The sequence below is a fragment of the Ruegeria conchae genome, assembly GCF_000192475.1.
Classification (GTDB): domain Bacteria; phylum Pseudomonadota; class Alphaproteobacteria; order Rhodobacterales; family Rhodobacteraceae; genus Ruegeria; species Ruegeria conchae.
Map to the genome: position 1 here is coordinate 164,950 of NZ_AEYW01000004.1, position 14,604 is coordinate 179,553.

The window sequence follows — 14,604 nt, forward strand, 5'->3', positions numbered from 1 at the left end:
CTTTGGGCTCAAAGCAGCCCTTTCCCCCGCAACAACTCAAGCATGTTTGCCTCCGGCCTTGGCCCGATATGGCTGATCACCTCCCGGGCGCAGACATTGCCGATCCGCGCGCAGGTCTCGTAATCGCGGCCTGTGGCCATACCGTACAGGAACCCGGCAGCAAACTGATCGCCTGCGCCGGTCGCGTCCACCGGGATAACCTTTTCGACCGGTACGTCGATTCGCGCGTCGCCGTTCAATACGGTCACCCCGTCGCCAGACCGGGTGCAGACGACCAGAGGGCAAATCTCGGCTGTCTTGGCCAACGCCTCTTCCAGATCGTCGGTTTCGAATAGCGATTTGATCTCGGCCTCATTGCCGATCACGAAATCCAGCTCATTCTCGATCAGCAGCAGGAAGTCGACCCGGTGCCGTTCAACACAGAACGGATCGGAAATGGCGATGCCTGCCTTACCACCGCCCTTGTGGCAGTTGCGCGCAGCTTCCAAAAACGCCGCCTTGCCCTTTTCCTTGTCGAACAAATAACCTTCGAGGAACATGATTTGGCTGTTGCCTGCGACATCTTCCGAGACATCCTCAGACGACAGTTCAGAGGAGATACCCAGATAAGTATTCATCGACCGCTCACCATCCGGCGAGACAAAGATCATCGAGCGCGAGGTTGGCAGCTCGCCCCCCGGCACCGGCGGGTTCACGAAATCCACCCCATCCTCGTTCATCGCATCCGCATAGAACCGCCCCAGCGCATCATCATGCACCCGCCCGATAAACGCCGAATCCAGACCCAGTGCACCCGCACCCGCAATGGTATTTGCAACCGAACCGCCCGGTGTCTGCACCCGACCTTCCATCGAGGCATACAGCACTTCTCCGCGTTCCTGCTCGATCAGCTGCATGATGCCCTTTTCGATGCCCATCAGCTCAAGGAAACTGTCATCGGCCTGGGAAATGACGTCCACAACGGCGTTTCCGATGCCGGTCAGTTGGTAGGTCTTCATAGAGTCTTGTCCTCAAATTCGCAAAGATCGCGGATGATACAGGTCGGGCACTGCGGTTTGCGTGCCTTGCAGTGATAGCGGCCATGCAGAATCAACCAATGATGCGCATGCAACTGGAAATCGGTCGGGATGTTATCTTCGATAGCGCGCTCAACCGCGTCCACATTCTTGCCCGGGCAAATACCGGTGCGGTTGCCAACGCGGAAGATGTGCGTGTCTACTGCCTGCGCCGGATACCGCCACCACATGTTCAGTACGACATTAGCGGTCTTGCGCCCCACACCCGGCAGCGATTGCAGCGCGGCGCGGGAGTTCGGCACCTCGCCTCCATAGTCCTCGACCAGAATTCGGCTCAGCTTGATCACATTCTTGGCTTTCTGACGGAACAGACCGATGGTCTTGATATGTTCGATCAGACCCTCCTCGCCCAGATCCAGCATCTTTTGCGGGGTATCGGCGATCTTGAACAAGTCACGGGTGGCCTTGTTGACGCCCGCATCGGTCGCCTGCGCCGACAGCGCGACGGCCACGACCAGCGTATAGACGTTCACATGCTCCAACTCGCCCTTGGGTTCAGGGTCGGCGTCGTGAAAACGCGTAAAGATCTCGCGGATCTTGTGGTATCCAAGTTGCTTGGCCATCCGAGCCTTAATGCCCTGCCAGACAAGCGGTCGCAATTGAAAAGGTGCGTTTTGGTTTTGCTCAAGTGCGGGTCTTGGTCGATTTGTCCCTGTGCCTTACGTCTGCGGTCGGAAATCTACGCCCGCCGTTGCAAGTTGATTCCTGATCCCGTGCCATCGGCTCGGGTCAGCCACCAGAACGGCTGCCGGATCGATCTGAACCCGGTATCCTCGATTGAGCGCGCCCTGCGCGGTCTTGTTCACGCAATGACACCCGTCCAACCCTGTCAGAACCAGCGTTCCGATCTGTTTTTCTTCCAGGAACTGCTCAAAAACCGACGAAGAAAAGGCGTCACCCACAGACTTTACAAACTCGGCATCCGGATTCAGCGCGAGACGCGGATCCAATCCGATCCCGTCTGATTCTGCATTGCCACGCCCCTGATTGAACCAACCATTCAGCATGTTCGCCAGCCTCCCTTCGAATTCATGCCGAATGACGATCACGGGCCTACGAGACTGATGGGCGCTATCCGTCATCGACCGGATCGCCGATAAGGCGCCCTCGATCTGCGCGTCATCCCATGCGGACATCGAGGTAAAATCTGTTTGCATATCGATCACCAGCAGCGCCGTTTCAGGCCGCGATGCAAGGTTTATTTTGGGCCCGGTGGTCGGAGTTCCAATCTTTCGGATTTCCAGGAGTATATATAAAACGGCGATTACTATCCCGGTCGCTATGATCCAAAGGACGGACATGTCAGGTATCCTTGGCGAGGTCTGCAAAGTACCGGGTCAGGGCAAGTTGAACCTTGTGGTAAGCGGCAAGCTCTGACGCAGAAAAATCCTGTGCAAAGCATGACAGCTTTGTCATCTCATCCGCTCTGATTGCCGTGATCGTCGCATCGCCCGAAGGGCTCAGTCGGTAGCAATGGGTGCCTGCACGTCTGGAATTGGGTTGGCTTTCGATCAGCTGTTCGCTCATCAGCTCTTTTAAGATGCGCGAGACATATTGCCGTTTCAGCTGCAGCTTGGCGCACAGCACCGGGGCGGTCGCGCCTGGAAATAGCGATAGACCTTCCAGTAGGGCACGTTGTCCGACGGTCACGCCTTTGCGCTGGCTGCCCTGCTCAACGGCTGCCGTGATGTTCCGAAGCAATGGCCGGGCGGCCTGCACTGCCTGATAAAGCTGATCCAACCTGTGTTCCATACCTGAATAGTAGGGGCACACAGATTGATTCGTCAACTCAGTTGACAAGATAAAGCGCAGGTTCCGGGTCGCAAGATCGCCGGGGGCAAGTTACTGTTCCTGTAACTGATGAGGTGACCGATGAACATCCAGACAGCAGAAAGCGGATATCATTACAACGTCATGCGGCGCGCGATCGAATTGATCGATCAGGGTGGAGAGAATCTCAGCCTTGATGAGCTGGCCTGCCAAATGGATATGAGCCCAGCCCATTTCCAGCGCCTGTTCTCGCGCTGGACTGGGGTGTCACCTAAGCGATATCAGCAATACCTGACTTTGGGCCATGCCAAGGCACTGCTACGCGAACGTTTTACCACGCTGGAGACCGCGCATAACGTCGGATTATCCGGTAGCGGGCGGTTACACGATCTGTTCCTGAAATGGGAATCCATGAGCCCCGGCGAATACGCGCGTAAAGGCGCGGGTCTGACGATCTATTGGGGTTGGTTTGAAAGCCCGTTTGGCCCAGCTCTGGTCATGGGGACCGACAAGGGGATCTGCGGCATCGCCTTTGGCGCTGAAACAGGTGAAGTAGAGGCGATGGAAGACATGCTGTCGCGCTGGCCTCAGGCCGAGTTCGTCGAAGACCCGATGCGTTTGCGCCCATGGGTTCTTAGTGCCTTTGGCGCCGAAAGTGACCGCTTGCAACCGACCCCGCTCTATCTGATTGGCTCTCCGTTGCAGATCAAAGTGTGGGAGGCGTTGATGCACATCCCATCTGGACAGGTCACTACCTATTCAGAAATCGCGCAGCGGGTTGGTTCGCCACAAGCGGTACGCGCCGTGGGCACCGCGGTCGGGCGCAACCCGGTCAGCTGGCTGATCCCGTGCCACCGTGCCTTACGCAAATCGGGCGGTTTGGGTGGTTACCACTGGGGGCTGCCGGTCAAACGCGCCATGCTGGCCTTTGAGGCTGCGCAGGCGGACGCCTGATTGACAGGTCGACCCGAGGCTGCCAAAAGGCGCGGCAGGTTCGGGTCCCCTGCCGTTCGCAGCCTTTGGCTTTGGTGAAACCCGGTTGAATCACATCTGTTGCCCTTTCCAGGCGCGCGGATGGCAATGCGAGCCCCGTCCAGATTTCGCGCCCGTTCAAGGAAACGAGGCACATCATGACACAAACTCAAAACATCGCTCCGGTTGCGGAGCTGAAAGAGCAGGCAAAACGCCTGCGCAAACGCCTGCAAGATACAGGTGTTACGCTATTGCATAGCGAGGCGTTGGAATTGCTGGCACATCAGCATGGTGTGCGCGATTGGAACACCCTGCACGCCTTGGCCGGTAACCGAATGCAACTACGCATTGGTGACCGGGTTGAGGGCCGATATTTGGGTCAGCCCTTTACTGCGGAAATCCGTGGCCTGACAATCTTGGGTGATGGATCACATCGGCGGGTGACCCTGCAGTTCGACGCGCCTGTAGATGTGGTACAGTTCGATAGTTTTTCGGCTTATCGGCAGCGTGTCACCGGCGAGATTGGCTGGGATGGTCGATCCACCCGGCACACGTCGAATGGAGAGCCTCAACTGACCATTCGACCGGTTTGATAGCGAGCTCCTGCCCGGCGATTGCAGGGCAGGAGCATTCCTATTCTATCCGCAGCACCCGCTCCCGGTGGATTTTGCAGGCGCGCTGGGTGCTTCATTCAGGTTTGCACCTCGCCCAAGCCATGTGCGTTCGGCCAAATAAAAATCCGAGAACTTCTGATCGAAATCCGCGGGTACGGATTTCGCCGGAATTCCCGTTTGCAGCACAGCCTGCTGCCATGCCTTCACTTTGGGATAACCCGCAAGCATGTCATAACCGCTTTGTTTTTCGACAATAGCCGCGCGGTGCAGCAGCGGCAGCCATGCGATATCAACATTGCCGAGTTCTTCGCCGGCAAAAAATGAGCCCTCGCCCAGTTGTTTCTCTACCCTGGCAAACGACGCATCCAGTTTGCGGATGCGATCATCCAGCGTCGCCTTGTCGGCGCTCTGCATCGTACTGCATTGGACCAGATAGTGTTTCGTCGCCTGATAGCTCCAAGCGCGATTAACTGCGCGTTGCTCGGGCGAAATGTCTGTCTGCAATGGCGCTGTGACATCGTCGATATATTCTACGATCGCGTCGGATTCGAACAGCACGGTACCGTTCTCGGTTACCAGGACAGGCACTTGGCCCGTCGGTGAAATTTCCAAAAACCAGTCCGGTTTGTCGCTTAGGCTGATGTATTCAACGTCATAGGCTACGTTTTTTGCTTCCAGCATAGCGGTGACACGCTGCACGAACGGGCAGATTTTGAAGCTGATAATTTTGATCATCGTTTTATCCTTTTGATACGTTCACCTGTAAGACGGCGCCCGCATCAAAAAGACGAAGATTGGCTCAACATTTTTTGCAGTTATCTGGCTTCAAATGATATTCCGCAATATTTCCGCGTGTATCCATGGTCCAGTTACAGCAATCGTCAAATGCTTTACGCAGGTCGTCGCGACCCTTTTGAACTCTGGATTTCAATGTCGAATAAGATAGTCCGTGAGCCTTGGCATATTCTTTTTGGGACATGCCATTGATGTCGATGTCCATAAGTAGCTTTGCCGTCTCGGCGGGCAAGCCGCGGATAAATGGCTCGACGCAATTTTCCAGTTCCTGACGGATGCCCGGATCGTCACTAGAATACCAAAGATCTTCAGGATCAACGATCTTTGCCCGCGCGTTTTTTCTGTAGAAATCGATGATTGTGCGGTCAGCAGTCTGGAACAGCCAGGATTGCAATTTCGAAGGGTCGCTGAGTGTCGGCAGCCCTGTGAAAACCTTGATCGATATTTCCTGCAAAAGATCGTCTACATCCGCCGGGTTTGCCACCTTGGAATGCAGGAACGCCTTGATACGTGCGCGGTAGTTTGGCCAGATTTCTTCTATTTGCATAACTGGCAGGTATGGTCACCCAGAAGGCTTTTTTCAAGTTTGGCCAGTTCCGAGACGCTGGGAAGCGTTTCCAAATGAAAGCGGAGCGCGCCTGCGAAGCGCACTCCACCAAAGTCAAATGTTATGGATACTTACTCCGCAGCCCAGCCGCCTACGGCCTTCACTTCCAGAAAGTCTTCCAACCCCCACACGCCGCCTTCACGACCGTTCCCGGATTGCTTCATACCCCCAAACGGTGACCCTGCACTGCGAGACTGGCCATTCATCTCAACCATGCCGGATCGCAACACGCGGGCCATTCGATTGGCACGGTCGCCATCTTGGGTCTGCACATAGTTGGTTAGCCCATAAGGCGTGTCATTGGCGATCTCGATGGCCTCATCCTCGGTATCAAACGGGATCATGGTCAGGACGGGGCCAAAGATTTCTTCGCGGGCGATTGTCATCTGATTGTTTGCATCAGCAAATACTGTGGGGCGTACATAATAGCCCTTGTTCAATCCCTCGGGCCGACCGGTGCCACCAGCGACCAGGCGCGCTCCTTCGTCGATACCCTGCTGGATCAGGTCCTGAATCTTGGTCCACTGAACCTCATTCACCACCGGTCCGATATGGCGACCTTCTTCAGCGGCGCTGCCCACGGTAACCTTGTTGGCGACCTCGGCGGCGGTCTCAACCGCCTGGTCATATATGGGACGCTGCACCAGCATCCGGCTGGGCGCGTTGCAGCTTTGGCCGGTGTTGTTCATCATGTGCAGCACGCCGCGTTTGACGGCCTTTTCATCCGCATCTGCAAAGACCACATTTGCGCCTTTGCCACCCAGTTCCAGATGTACCTTTTTCAAGGTATCGGCAGCGTTTTTGGAAATCGCAGTACCTGCGCGGGTCGAGCCGGTGAAGCTGACCATATCCACATCCGGATGCCCCGATAGCTGCGAGCCGACGCCGACACCATCGCCGTTCACCAGATTGAAGACGCCTGCTGGGAAACCAGCCTCATCCATCATCTCGGCAAAAATCATCGCGTTCAGCGGGCTCTGTTCCGAGGGTTTTATCACCATCGTGCAGCCCGCAATCGCAGCGGCGCCCACCTTGAGCGTGACCTGATTCATCGGCCAATTCCAGGGCGTGATCAGGGCGGCGACACCTACCGCCTCATAGATGATCCGGTCATTCGGCGCGTGATCACCCAGCGGACGTTCGAACTGAAACGCCTTGGCGGCGCGGATAAAGTTTTTCAGGTGATAGATGCCCGCACCGGATTGCTGGGTACGCGCCATGTCAATCGGCGCACCCATTTCCATGGACATCGCCTGCGCCAGATCCTCCGAACGCGTAGCATAGATGTCGACCAGCTTTTCCACCAAAGCGATGCGCTCTTCGACGGGTGTGGCCATCCAGCCGGGCAGGGCGGCTTTGGCCGCAGCGACCGCCGCATTCGTGTCGGCCTCAGATCCCAGCGAGATCACCGCGCAGGGCTCTTCGGTCGAGGGGTCGATGACATTGAAATCATTCGGTTCTGATGGGGCGACCCATTTGCCGTTGATATAGAAATCGCGCTTTTCGATCATGGCTCATCCTCCGGAGCAAAAATAAATCGACCGTCCGGTCGGTTTTCATGTGCACTCTGTCACCTGACCTGATGCAAGGCAAGTGAGAATCATAATTTGATCAAATTATGTATCTACCGAATTTCCTGACAGGGCAACATGAATGGTTTAACCTTTGCGCTAAGTGATTAGATTGGCTGCAACCGACTCACGATTTTCACAGTAGAGGAGTTTTCCAATGGGTTTGCGTATCAATGACACCGTCCCGAATTTCACAGCAGAAACCGATCAAGGCACCGTCCAATTCCATGACTGGATCGGCGACAGCTGGGCAATCCTGTTCTCGCATCCCAAGGATTTCACCCCTGTCTGCACGACCGAGTTCTCGGCCGTTGCGCAGCTGAATGATGAATGGGCGGCGCGGAACACCAAGGTGATGGGTGTGTCGGTCGATGGTGTCGAAGACCACAAGAAGTGGAAGAAAGACATCGAAGCATATGGCAACGCCAACCCCGGCTTCCCGATCATTGCTGATGATGGGTTGGCGGTGTCTAAGGCCTTCGACATGTTGCCTGCCGAAGCTTATCTGCCCGACGGCCGCACGCCTGCCGACAGTGCCACCGTACGTTCGGTCTTTATCATTGGCCCGGACAAGCAACTGAAACTGTCGATGACCTACCCAATGACCGTGGGTCGGAACTTTGCCGAGATCCTGCGCGCACTGGACGGGCTGCAAATGAGCGCCAAGGGCGTGGCAACTCCCGCCAACTGGGTGCCGGGTGAGGATGTGATCATCCCGCCTACGGTATCGAATGATGAGGCGAAAGAAAAGTTCGGCGAGTTCGAGACGATCTTCCCTTATCTGCGCAAGACCAAAGCGCCGTCCTAAACGGATAGACGGGCAGGGGGCAAAAGCCCCCTGCTTTTTTCAATGCACAAAAGCTGGTGTGGTCCCGGAAGGGGCGCACAAACCCGAGCGCAAAATCTGCACTTCGAATGATCTCAGCACCGGCAACACGGTATCACCATAGCCGCGTGCACCCGACTGCAGTTCGGGAAACAGACCGAACAGCTCTTCCTTCACCGCCACACTCATCACGTCGAGTGTATGGTCGCCGGGATAAAATGATTCCGACCACAACCCTTCAACATTCACCAACTCATGCTGGTCGAACAGGATGTGAATATACTCGACACCTCCTCCCGGCGGCAGCTGGTTGATGGTCTTGCCGTTGACCAGAGATTTAGCAGTCGCCAGCATCATCGAGTGATTATGATGAAGTTCCATTGCCGGTGACGAAACGACCACCCGATGCTGCGGCGACAGCAGCAGATCTCGCGACGGCGTTTGCGGTCCAAGACTGCCTGCATTGATTCGGATCGGGCAATGCTTTGGGGTTTGCTTCAAATTCGTCTCACTCAGCAGTCGTCTACCCACCCAGCGCACGGCCCGGCTGGTGCCATCCGCGACGATCACCTGATCCCCGACTTTGATCTCTTCAATCAAGCGGCGACCGGACGGGGTTAGGATGTAGGACCCCGATGTGAAGCAGACAAAGCTAGGCAGGCTGTCATAGGCCACCAGCGGCGCTGGGTTTTGCGCCAGCGTGTTGCCTGTCAGAACATCGCCGACTTCAACATCGCCAGAGGTCACGACGATGTATTGCGTCCCTGAAAAATTAATCAGCGTATAGGTAACTGGCACCCCGCTTACAGTGGCCGTGTAACCTTCGAAAATCTGGAGGTTGCCCGAGTTGTCCAGGTTAGGAAGCGTACTGGTGTTAAACTGCTTGCCGCCGTTTCCATCCGGATCCTCAAGAAGGCCGTCATCATCGGTGATTTCGACCTGATACCCTTCGGTGATGGTCACGCTTGGATTGCCAAACGGGTCGCCGCTGATTTCATAGATGGTGATCGAGGCCAAAGCGGAGCGATTTCCCAGATATCGTTATATTCCTTAACTTTGAGCTAACTCAACTTATAAGTGTTAAGAATTGGTTTACCGAACCTGCACCTGAGTGCGGCTAAGGACGGTGTGAGCGGTACCCGAGGCCCCGTGGGTGTCTCCTTTCTAATGAAGCGCGCATAGGGTCTGACAGCTTTATTGACCGGCCAAATCAGGATCAGAATCCAAGGCAGATTGACTAAGTATCATGTGCACCCCACACTTGCGGCTTTTGAACACTTGGGGGTTTTGACATGGGCAATTTTGAAGAATCTCTGGATCCGGAAGACTGGACTCTATCGCGTAATCTTGCACATCAGATGGTTGACGATGCGATCGGGCATTTGTCCCAGGTCCGTGATCGGCATGTCTGGCAGGAAATGCCGGATACAGTTCGAAACTTCTTCAAATCCCCTGCACCCATGACGTCGCAGCCGCTTGATGCCGTCTATGCCGACCTGCGCGAAAACCTGTTCCCGTATTCCATGGGCAACATCCATCCACGGTTCTGGGGATGGTATATGGGTTCGTCCAATTTCACCGGTGCACTGGGCGATTTTATTGCCGCGGTTGACGGTTCGAACCTTGGTGGCGGCAACACGGCTGCGGCGATGATCGACAATCAGGTGGTTGACTGGTTCAAGGAATTGATGGGCTTTCCCGAGGACGCTAGTGGAACTCTGACCAGCGGTGGCTCGATGGCCAATATGGTGGCTCTGAATGTGGCGCGAAACGCACTTGCCGGCGTTGACGTTCGCGCCGAAGGCATATTGGGCATGCCGCAACCCCTCAGGTTTTACGCTTCAGACCAAGTACATAGCTGCCATCAGAAAGCACTCGAGACGATGGGCCATGGCGCAAAGTCGCTGACAGCGGTTGCAAGCGATGACCACAATCGAATGCGCATCCCTGCGTTGGAAAACGCCATCGCAGCAGACCGGGCCAATGGCATCAAACCGGCCTGCGTGATCGCGACGGCAGGGACGACGAATACCGGTGCAATGGATGATCTCACTGCAGTCGGGGAAATCTGTCGTCGCGAAGGGATGTGGTTCCATGTTGACGGCTGTATTGGTGCTTTCCTGCGTCTGGCGTCCGCCAACAAACATTTGGTTGATGGAATAGAGTTGGCCGACTCCATCGCCTTGGACCCGCATAAATGGCTGCACACCCCTTTCGAAGCTGGCTGCGTTCTGGTCCGGGACGCAAAGCGCCAATTCGATACGTTTGAGATGCACGGCGACTATCTGCAAATTCAGGAACGCGGGCTGATCGCTGGCAAGTTTTTGGCCGACTATAGTTTTGAACTTAGCCGGGGGTTTAAAGCACTCAAAATCTGGATGTCACTGAAAGAGAACGGGGTCGAAAAGTTTGGCCGTCTGATCGATCAGAACATCGAACAGGCGCGATATCTGCAGCAATTGGTGAGTGCCGACCAGCGGCTTGAACTCGTCGCGCCCGTGGACCTGAACATCGTGTGCTTTCGCTATACCAATGGGATCGTGGATGAAGATCGGCTAAGGGAAATCAACACAGAAATCATGTTACGGGTTCAGGAATCCGGCATCGCGGTTCCCTCTGATACCACCCTGGACGGGAAGCATTGCTTGCGCGTGGCGATCAACAATCACCGCACGCAGCGGCAAGATCTGGAGCTTTTCCTCGACACTGTTCTGCAAATCGGAGCGGATTTGGAATGAGAGCCCCGCTCCAACACATAGGTCCGAAGTGGGCGGCACTTGCTTCGGTTTATGCGGGGATCATAAAGACAAAAAGACCCCGGCCTGAACCGGGGTCTCTCGCATCCAAACAGTAAAGGCAGATTACTCTGCGCTTTCCTCTTTCTTTTCTTTCTTCTCGGGCACGATCTCTTCGCCGGTTTCCTGATCGACAACTTTCATCGACAGGCGGACCTTGCCGCGATCGTCAAAGCCCAGCAGCTTGACCTTTACTTCCTGACCTTCCTTCAGAACATCCGAAGGATGGTTCAGGCGGCGGTTTTCGATCTGGGACACGTGTACCAGACCGTCGCGCTTGCCAAAGAAGTTCACGAAGGCACCGAAATCGACGATCTTGACCACTTTACCGGTGTAGATTTGACCCTCTTCCGGCTCGGCAACGATCGAGTGGATCATTTCATAGGCCTTCTTGATCGATTCACCGTCAGGCGAGGCGATCTTGATGACGCCGTCGTCGTTGATGTCGACCTTGGCACCCGAAACCTCGACGATTTCGCGGATGACCTTACCGCCCGAGCCGATCACTTCGCGGATCTTGTCGGTCGGGATGTTCATGGTCTCGATGCGCGGTGCGTGGACCGAGAACTCGTTGGTCTCGGACAGGGCTTTGCCCATCTCGCCAAGGATGTGCATCCGGCCGTCCTTGGCTTGCGCCAGGGCTTTCTCCATGATCTCGGGCGTGATGCCTGCAACCTTGATGTCCATCTGCAGCGAGGTGATGCCGTTTTCGGTACCCGCCACCTTGAAGTCCATGTCGCCCAGGTGGTCTTCGTCACCCAGAATGTCCGACAGGATGGCGTAATCGCCGTCATCTTCCAGGATCAGACCCATGGCCACTCCAGCAACCGGTGCTTTCAGCGGAACGCCTGCATCCATCATCGACAGCGAACCGCCGCAGACCGATGCCATCGAGCTGGAGCCGTTGGATTCGGTGATCTCCGACACAATGCGGATCGTGTAGGGGAAGTCGGTCGCCGCAGGCAGAACCGCCTGAAGGGCGCGCCATGCTAGCTTGCCGTGGCCAATCTCACGACGGCCCGGGCCACCTACGCGGCCAACTTCACCAACCGAGTAGGGAGGGAAGTTATAGTGCAGCAGGAAGTTCGATTTGAAGTTGCCGTGCAGCGCGTCGATGAACTGCTCATCGTCACCGGTGCCCAGCGTGGTCACGGCCAGCGCCTGTGTTTCACCACGGGTGAACAGGGCGGAACCGTGGGTCCGCGGCAGCATCGAGGTTTCTGCAACGATCGAACGGATATCAGTGGTCGAACGACCGTCGATCCGCTTGCCGCCTTTGACGACGTCGCCGCGCAGAATGCCAGCTTCCAGCTTTTTCATTGCAGAACCGAGGTTGCCGTCTTCCAGCTGTTCCTCGGTCAGCGCCTCTTTGATCGCTTCACGGGCAGCGGCAACAGCGGCGGTGCGCTCTTGCTTGTCGGTGATCGCGAAAGCGGCGCGCATCTGCTCTTCACCAGCTGCGGCAACAGCGGCGGACAGCTCCGAGTAATCGGGCGCTTCGAATTCAAACGGCTCTTTCGCGGCTTCTTCAGCCAGCGAGATGATCAGGTCGATCACGGGCTGAATCTGCTCATGCGCAAAGGTCACCGCGCCCAGCATTTCTGCCTCGGACAGCTCGTACGCTTCCGATTCAACCATCATCACGGCGTCTTTGGTGCCGGCAACAACCAGATCCAGACGCTGCTCGGGGTTCAGGCGCAGGTCCTGCATGTCATCGACGGTCGGGTTCAGAACGTATTCGCCATCCTCGAAGCCAACGCGGGCACCGGCGATCGGGCCCATGAACGGCGCACCGGAAATGGTCAGGGCAGCGGATGCCGCGATCATCGCAACGATGTCGGGATCGTTGACCAGATCGTGGGACAGCACGGTGCACATCACCAGAACTTCGTTTTTGAAGCCGTCGACGAACAGCGGGCGGATCGGACGGTCGATGAGTCGCGCAGTCAGCGTCTCTTTCTCGGTCGGGCGCGCCTCGCGCTTGAAGAAGCCACCCGGAACCTTACCGGCGGCATAGTATTTCTCTTGGTAGTGTACGGTCAGCGGGAAAAAGTCCTGACCAGGTTTTTGAGCCCGAGCAAAGGTCACGTTCGCCATGACGCTGGTTTCGCCCAGCGTGGCAATTACGCTGCCGTCCGCCTGACGGGCAACTTTGCCGGTTTCCAGTGTGAGCGTCTCTTCGCCCCACTGCATAGATTTCTTCGTTACATCAAACATATGCGTATCCTAGAACGGAGCACTCCCGCCCCTGCGGGTCTCCGGTTTGCGTGGCGGCCCCATTGCCGCCGACCCCATTTATCTTCCGTTCGAGTGCCGGGGTCAGGGCACAACGTCTCAGATGACTGGCCCATACATCAGTTTGCAAGCTTTGGAAAGTCGGGAGTTTTTGAGGGGCAGGGGTTTGCCTAACCCCCGCCCAAGCCAGGCAGGGGTCGATATTTCAAAGGATCGCGTGCGCCAGGATCATCACCACGCCGCATCCTAACGCATAGCCCGCATCGACCGCGATGGCGAAGCCGCTTTTCTGCGCCCATGCCCCGACCGAGGCCGTCTGTGCTACGACTGCAAGGATGGCCAGTACCGCAACCCCAAGGCTGTTGGTCGTCTCAGTTACGGCAATCACTGAGGCCAGCAGGATCAAAAACACGATCTGGGCTGCCATTTGCGGCAGAGGTGGAGAAGCGGGTGGGGTGGGATCGATCCGCGTGCCTTCAGCCCAGCGTTTCTGAAACCCGATGGGGCCGTAGACCAGCCACCCCAACAGAAAGGCGGCGATTACTCCCGCGCCAAGGGCGAGCCAGTTGATCACAGCGCACCCTCCAGCGATTCAAGGATTCGGGCCCAGCCGCCTTCATGATTGTCGCGGCTTTCCTGTGACGGAAAGCGGATGTGGTGCAGGCGCAGTTTGGTGCCCTTTTCAGTGGGTGTGAAATCCAGCGTCACGGTGGAATCGTCCTGGCTGTAGGGAGAGTTCCAAGTGAATTGCAGCCGGTTGGGCCGGTCGATGACCTTATATTCGCCCTCATGCGGGAGGTCTCCGGCCTCGGGTGCGCGCATGATGATCTTGAACCGGCCACCGACCTGGGCGTCGGATTGTGCCTCGGGCACGGTCATGTTGGGGCCGGGCAGCATGAATTTAGCCAGCATTTCCGGGTTCAGCCACGCGTCAAACACCTTTTCAGGCGGGTGCGGGATGGCGCGCGTTATTTCAAGGGACAGTTCCGTCATCTTCTGGGTCCTCCAAAGCAGTTTCCAAGGCGTCCAGCCGAAGCGCCCAAATTGAACGCAGCCCGGCAAACCATTCATCCACGGCTGACAAGGGATCCATCTGAACCTCGATCAGATGTTCGCGCCATTCTGTCCGACGCTGCACCAACCCGGCATTTTCCAGCACCTTGATGTGCTTGGATACCGAATTGAGGCTCATCTCGAAGCGTCGCGCGATATCCGTCACCCGCAAGGGACCCTGCTGCGCAAGCATTGTCAGGATCGCTCGGCGTGTCGGGTCGGACGCGGCCTTCAATATTGCGCCCAGGTCATAGCGACTCTCTCGTTCAACCATTTGGATGAATTACACC

Annotated in this window: 16 protein-coding genes; 4 read left to right on the plus strand and 12 right to left on the minus strand. The window is 56.5% G+C overall.

Going from position 1 to position 14,604, the window contains the following annotated elements; genetic code table 11:
* Nucleotides 1–8 precede the first annotated feature (8 nt).
* From G7G_RS0103850 to G7G_RS0103865, 4 genes are all read right to left on the minus strand, one after another.
* Nucleotides 9–998 carry an adenosine kinase gene (locus tag G7G_RS0103850; RefSeq protein ID WP_010438587.1) on the minus strand — a complete coding sequence of 330 codons (990 nt, stop codon included), beginning with the start codon at nt 996–998 and terminating at the stop codon, nt 9–11.
* Nucleotides 995–1,639 carry an endonuclease III gene (nth, locus tag G7G_RS0103855; protein WP_010438589.1) on the minus strand — a complete coding sequence of 215 codons (645 nt, stop codon included), beginning with the start codon at nt 1,637–1,639 and terminating at the stop codon, nt 995–997. The genes G7G_RS0103850 and nth overlap by 4 nt, the downstream gene beginning before the upstream one ends.
* A gap of 96 nt (nt 1,640–1,735) precedes the next feature.
* The gene (locus G7G_RS0103860) at nt 1,736–2,377 is read right to left on the minus strand and encodes a cysteine hydrolase family protein (RefSeq protein WP_010438592.1); all 642 of its coding nucleotides are present in this window, start codon (nt 2,375–2,377) and stop codon (nt 1,736–1,738) included.
* A gap of 1 nt (nt 2,378) precedes the next feature.
* A complete protein-coding gene (locus G7G_RS0103865) occupies nt 2,379–2,828 on the minus strand; it encodes a MarR family transcriptional regulator (protein ID WP_037320704.1) in 450 nt (149 codons plus the stop codon).
* A 120-nt stretch (nt 2,829–2,948) separates the two neighbouring features.
* Here G7G_RS0103865 and G7G_RS0103870 point away from each other — a divergent pair, with 120 nt between their 5' ends.
* Nucleotides 2,949–3,800 (plus strand): methylated-DNA--[protein]-cysteine S-methyltransferase, encoded by an 852-nt coding sequence (locus G7G_RS0103870; protein WP_010438594.1) that lies wholly within the window; start codon nt 2,949–2,951, stop codon nt 3,798–3,800.
* A gap of 176 nt (nt 3,801–3,976) precedes the next feature.
* Complete coding sequence (locus G7G_RS0103875; protein ID WP_010438596.1) at nt 3,977–4,411, plus strand: glyoxalase superfamily protein; 435 nt, start codon at nt 3,977–3,979, stop codon at nt 4,409–4,411.
* Between the two features lie 45 nt (nt 4,412–4,456).
* On the opposite strand, the gene G7G_RS0103880 is transcribed toward G7G_RS0103875, so the two are convergent.
* The 3 genes from G7G_RS0103880 to G7G_RS0103890 form a co-directional block, all read right to left on the minus strand.
* On the minus strand, nt 4,457–5,167 hold the full coding sequence (locus tag G7G_RS0103880; RefSeq protein WP_010438599.1) for a glutathione S-transferase family protein: 711 nt from the start codon (nt 5,165–5,167) through the stop codon (nt 4,457–4,459).
* Nucleotides 5,168–5,231: 64 nt separating this feature from the next.
* Nucleotides 5,232–5,774, minus strand: a complete 543-nt coding sequence (gene sigZ, locus G7G_RS0103885) for an RNA polymerase sigma factor SigZ (RefSeq protein WP_010438603.1) — start codon at nt 5,772–5,774, stop codon at nt 5,232–5,234.
* Nucleotides 5,775–5,905: 131 nt separating this feature from the next.
* Nucleotides 5,906–7,345 (minus strand): aldehyde dehydrogenase family protein, encoded by a 1,440-nt coding sequence (locus G7G_RS0103890; protein WP_010438605.1) that lies wholly within the window; start codon nt 7,343–7,345, stop codon nt 5,906–5,908.
* 217 nt (nt 7,346–7,562) lie between these two features.
* Between G7G_RS0103890 and G7G_RS0103895 the strand changes: the two genes are divergently transcribed.
* Nucleotides 7,563–8,213, plus strand: coding sequence for a peroxiredoxin (locus G7G_RS0103895; protein ID WP_010438607.1), 651 nt, complete (start codon nt 7,563–7,565; stop codon nt 8,211–8,213).
* Between the two features lie 39 nt (nt 8,214–8,252).
* On the opposite strand, the gene G7G_RS23640 is transcribed toward G7G_RS0103895, so the two are convergent.
* On the minus strand, nt 8,253–9,248 hold the full coding sequence (locus tag G7G_RS23640; protein ID WP_010438609.1) for a Hint domain-containing protein: 996 nt from the start codon (nt 9,246–9,248) through the stop codon (nt 8,253–8,255).
* Between the two features lie 275 nt (nt 9,249–9,523).
* On the opposite strand from G7G_RS23640, the gene G7G_RS0103905 reads away from it, so the two are divergent.
* On the plus strand, nt 9,524–10,969 hold the full coding sequence (locus G7G_RS0103905; protein ID WP_010438610.1) for a pyridoxal phosphate-dependent decarboxylase family protein: 1,446 nt from the start codon (nt 9,524–9,526) through the stop codon (nt 10,967–10,969).
* A gap of 123 nt (nt 10,970–11,092) precedes the next feature.
* Here the strand turns inward: G7G_RS0103905 and pnp are convergent, their stop codons facing one another.
* The 4 genes from pnp to G7G_RS0103925 form a co-directional block, all read right to left on the minus strand.
* On the minus strand, nt 11,093–13,243 hold the full coding sequence (pnp, locus tag G7G_RS0103910) for a polyribonucleotide nucleotidyltransferase (protein ID WP_029621705.1): 2,151 nt from the start codon (nt 13,241–13,243) through the stop codon (nt 11,093–11,095).
* 223 nt (nt 13,244–13,466) lie between these two features.
* Complete coding sequence (locus tag G7G_RS0103915; protein ID WP_010438612.1) at nt 13,467–13,835, minus strand: DUF1761 family protein; 369 nt, start codon at nt 13,833–13,835, stop codon at nt 13,467–13,469.
* A complete protein-coding gene (locus tag G7G_RS0103920) occupies nt 13,832–14,254 on the minus strand; it encodes an SRPBCC family protein (RefSeq protein WP_010438613.1) in 423 nt (140 codons plus the stop codon). Before G7G_RS0103920 ends, G7G_RS0103915 begins: the two co-directional genes overlap by 4 nt.
* On the minus strand, nt 14,235–14,588 hold the full coding sequence (locus G7G_RS0103925; RefSeq protein WP_010438614.1) for an ArsR/SmtB family transcription factor: 354 nt from the start codon (nt 14,586–14,588) through the stop codon (nt 14,235–14,237). Before G7G_RS0103925 ends, G7G_RS0103920 begins: the two co-directional genes overlap by 20 nt.
* Nucleotides 14,589–14,604 lie beyond the last annotated feature (16 nt).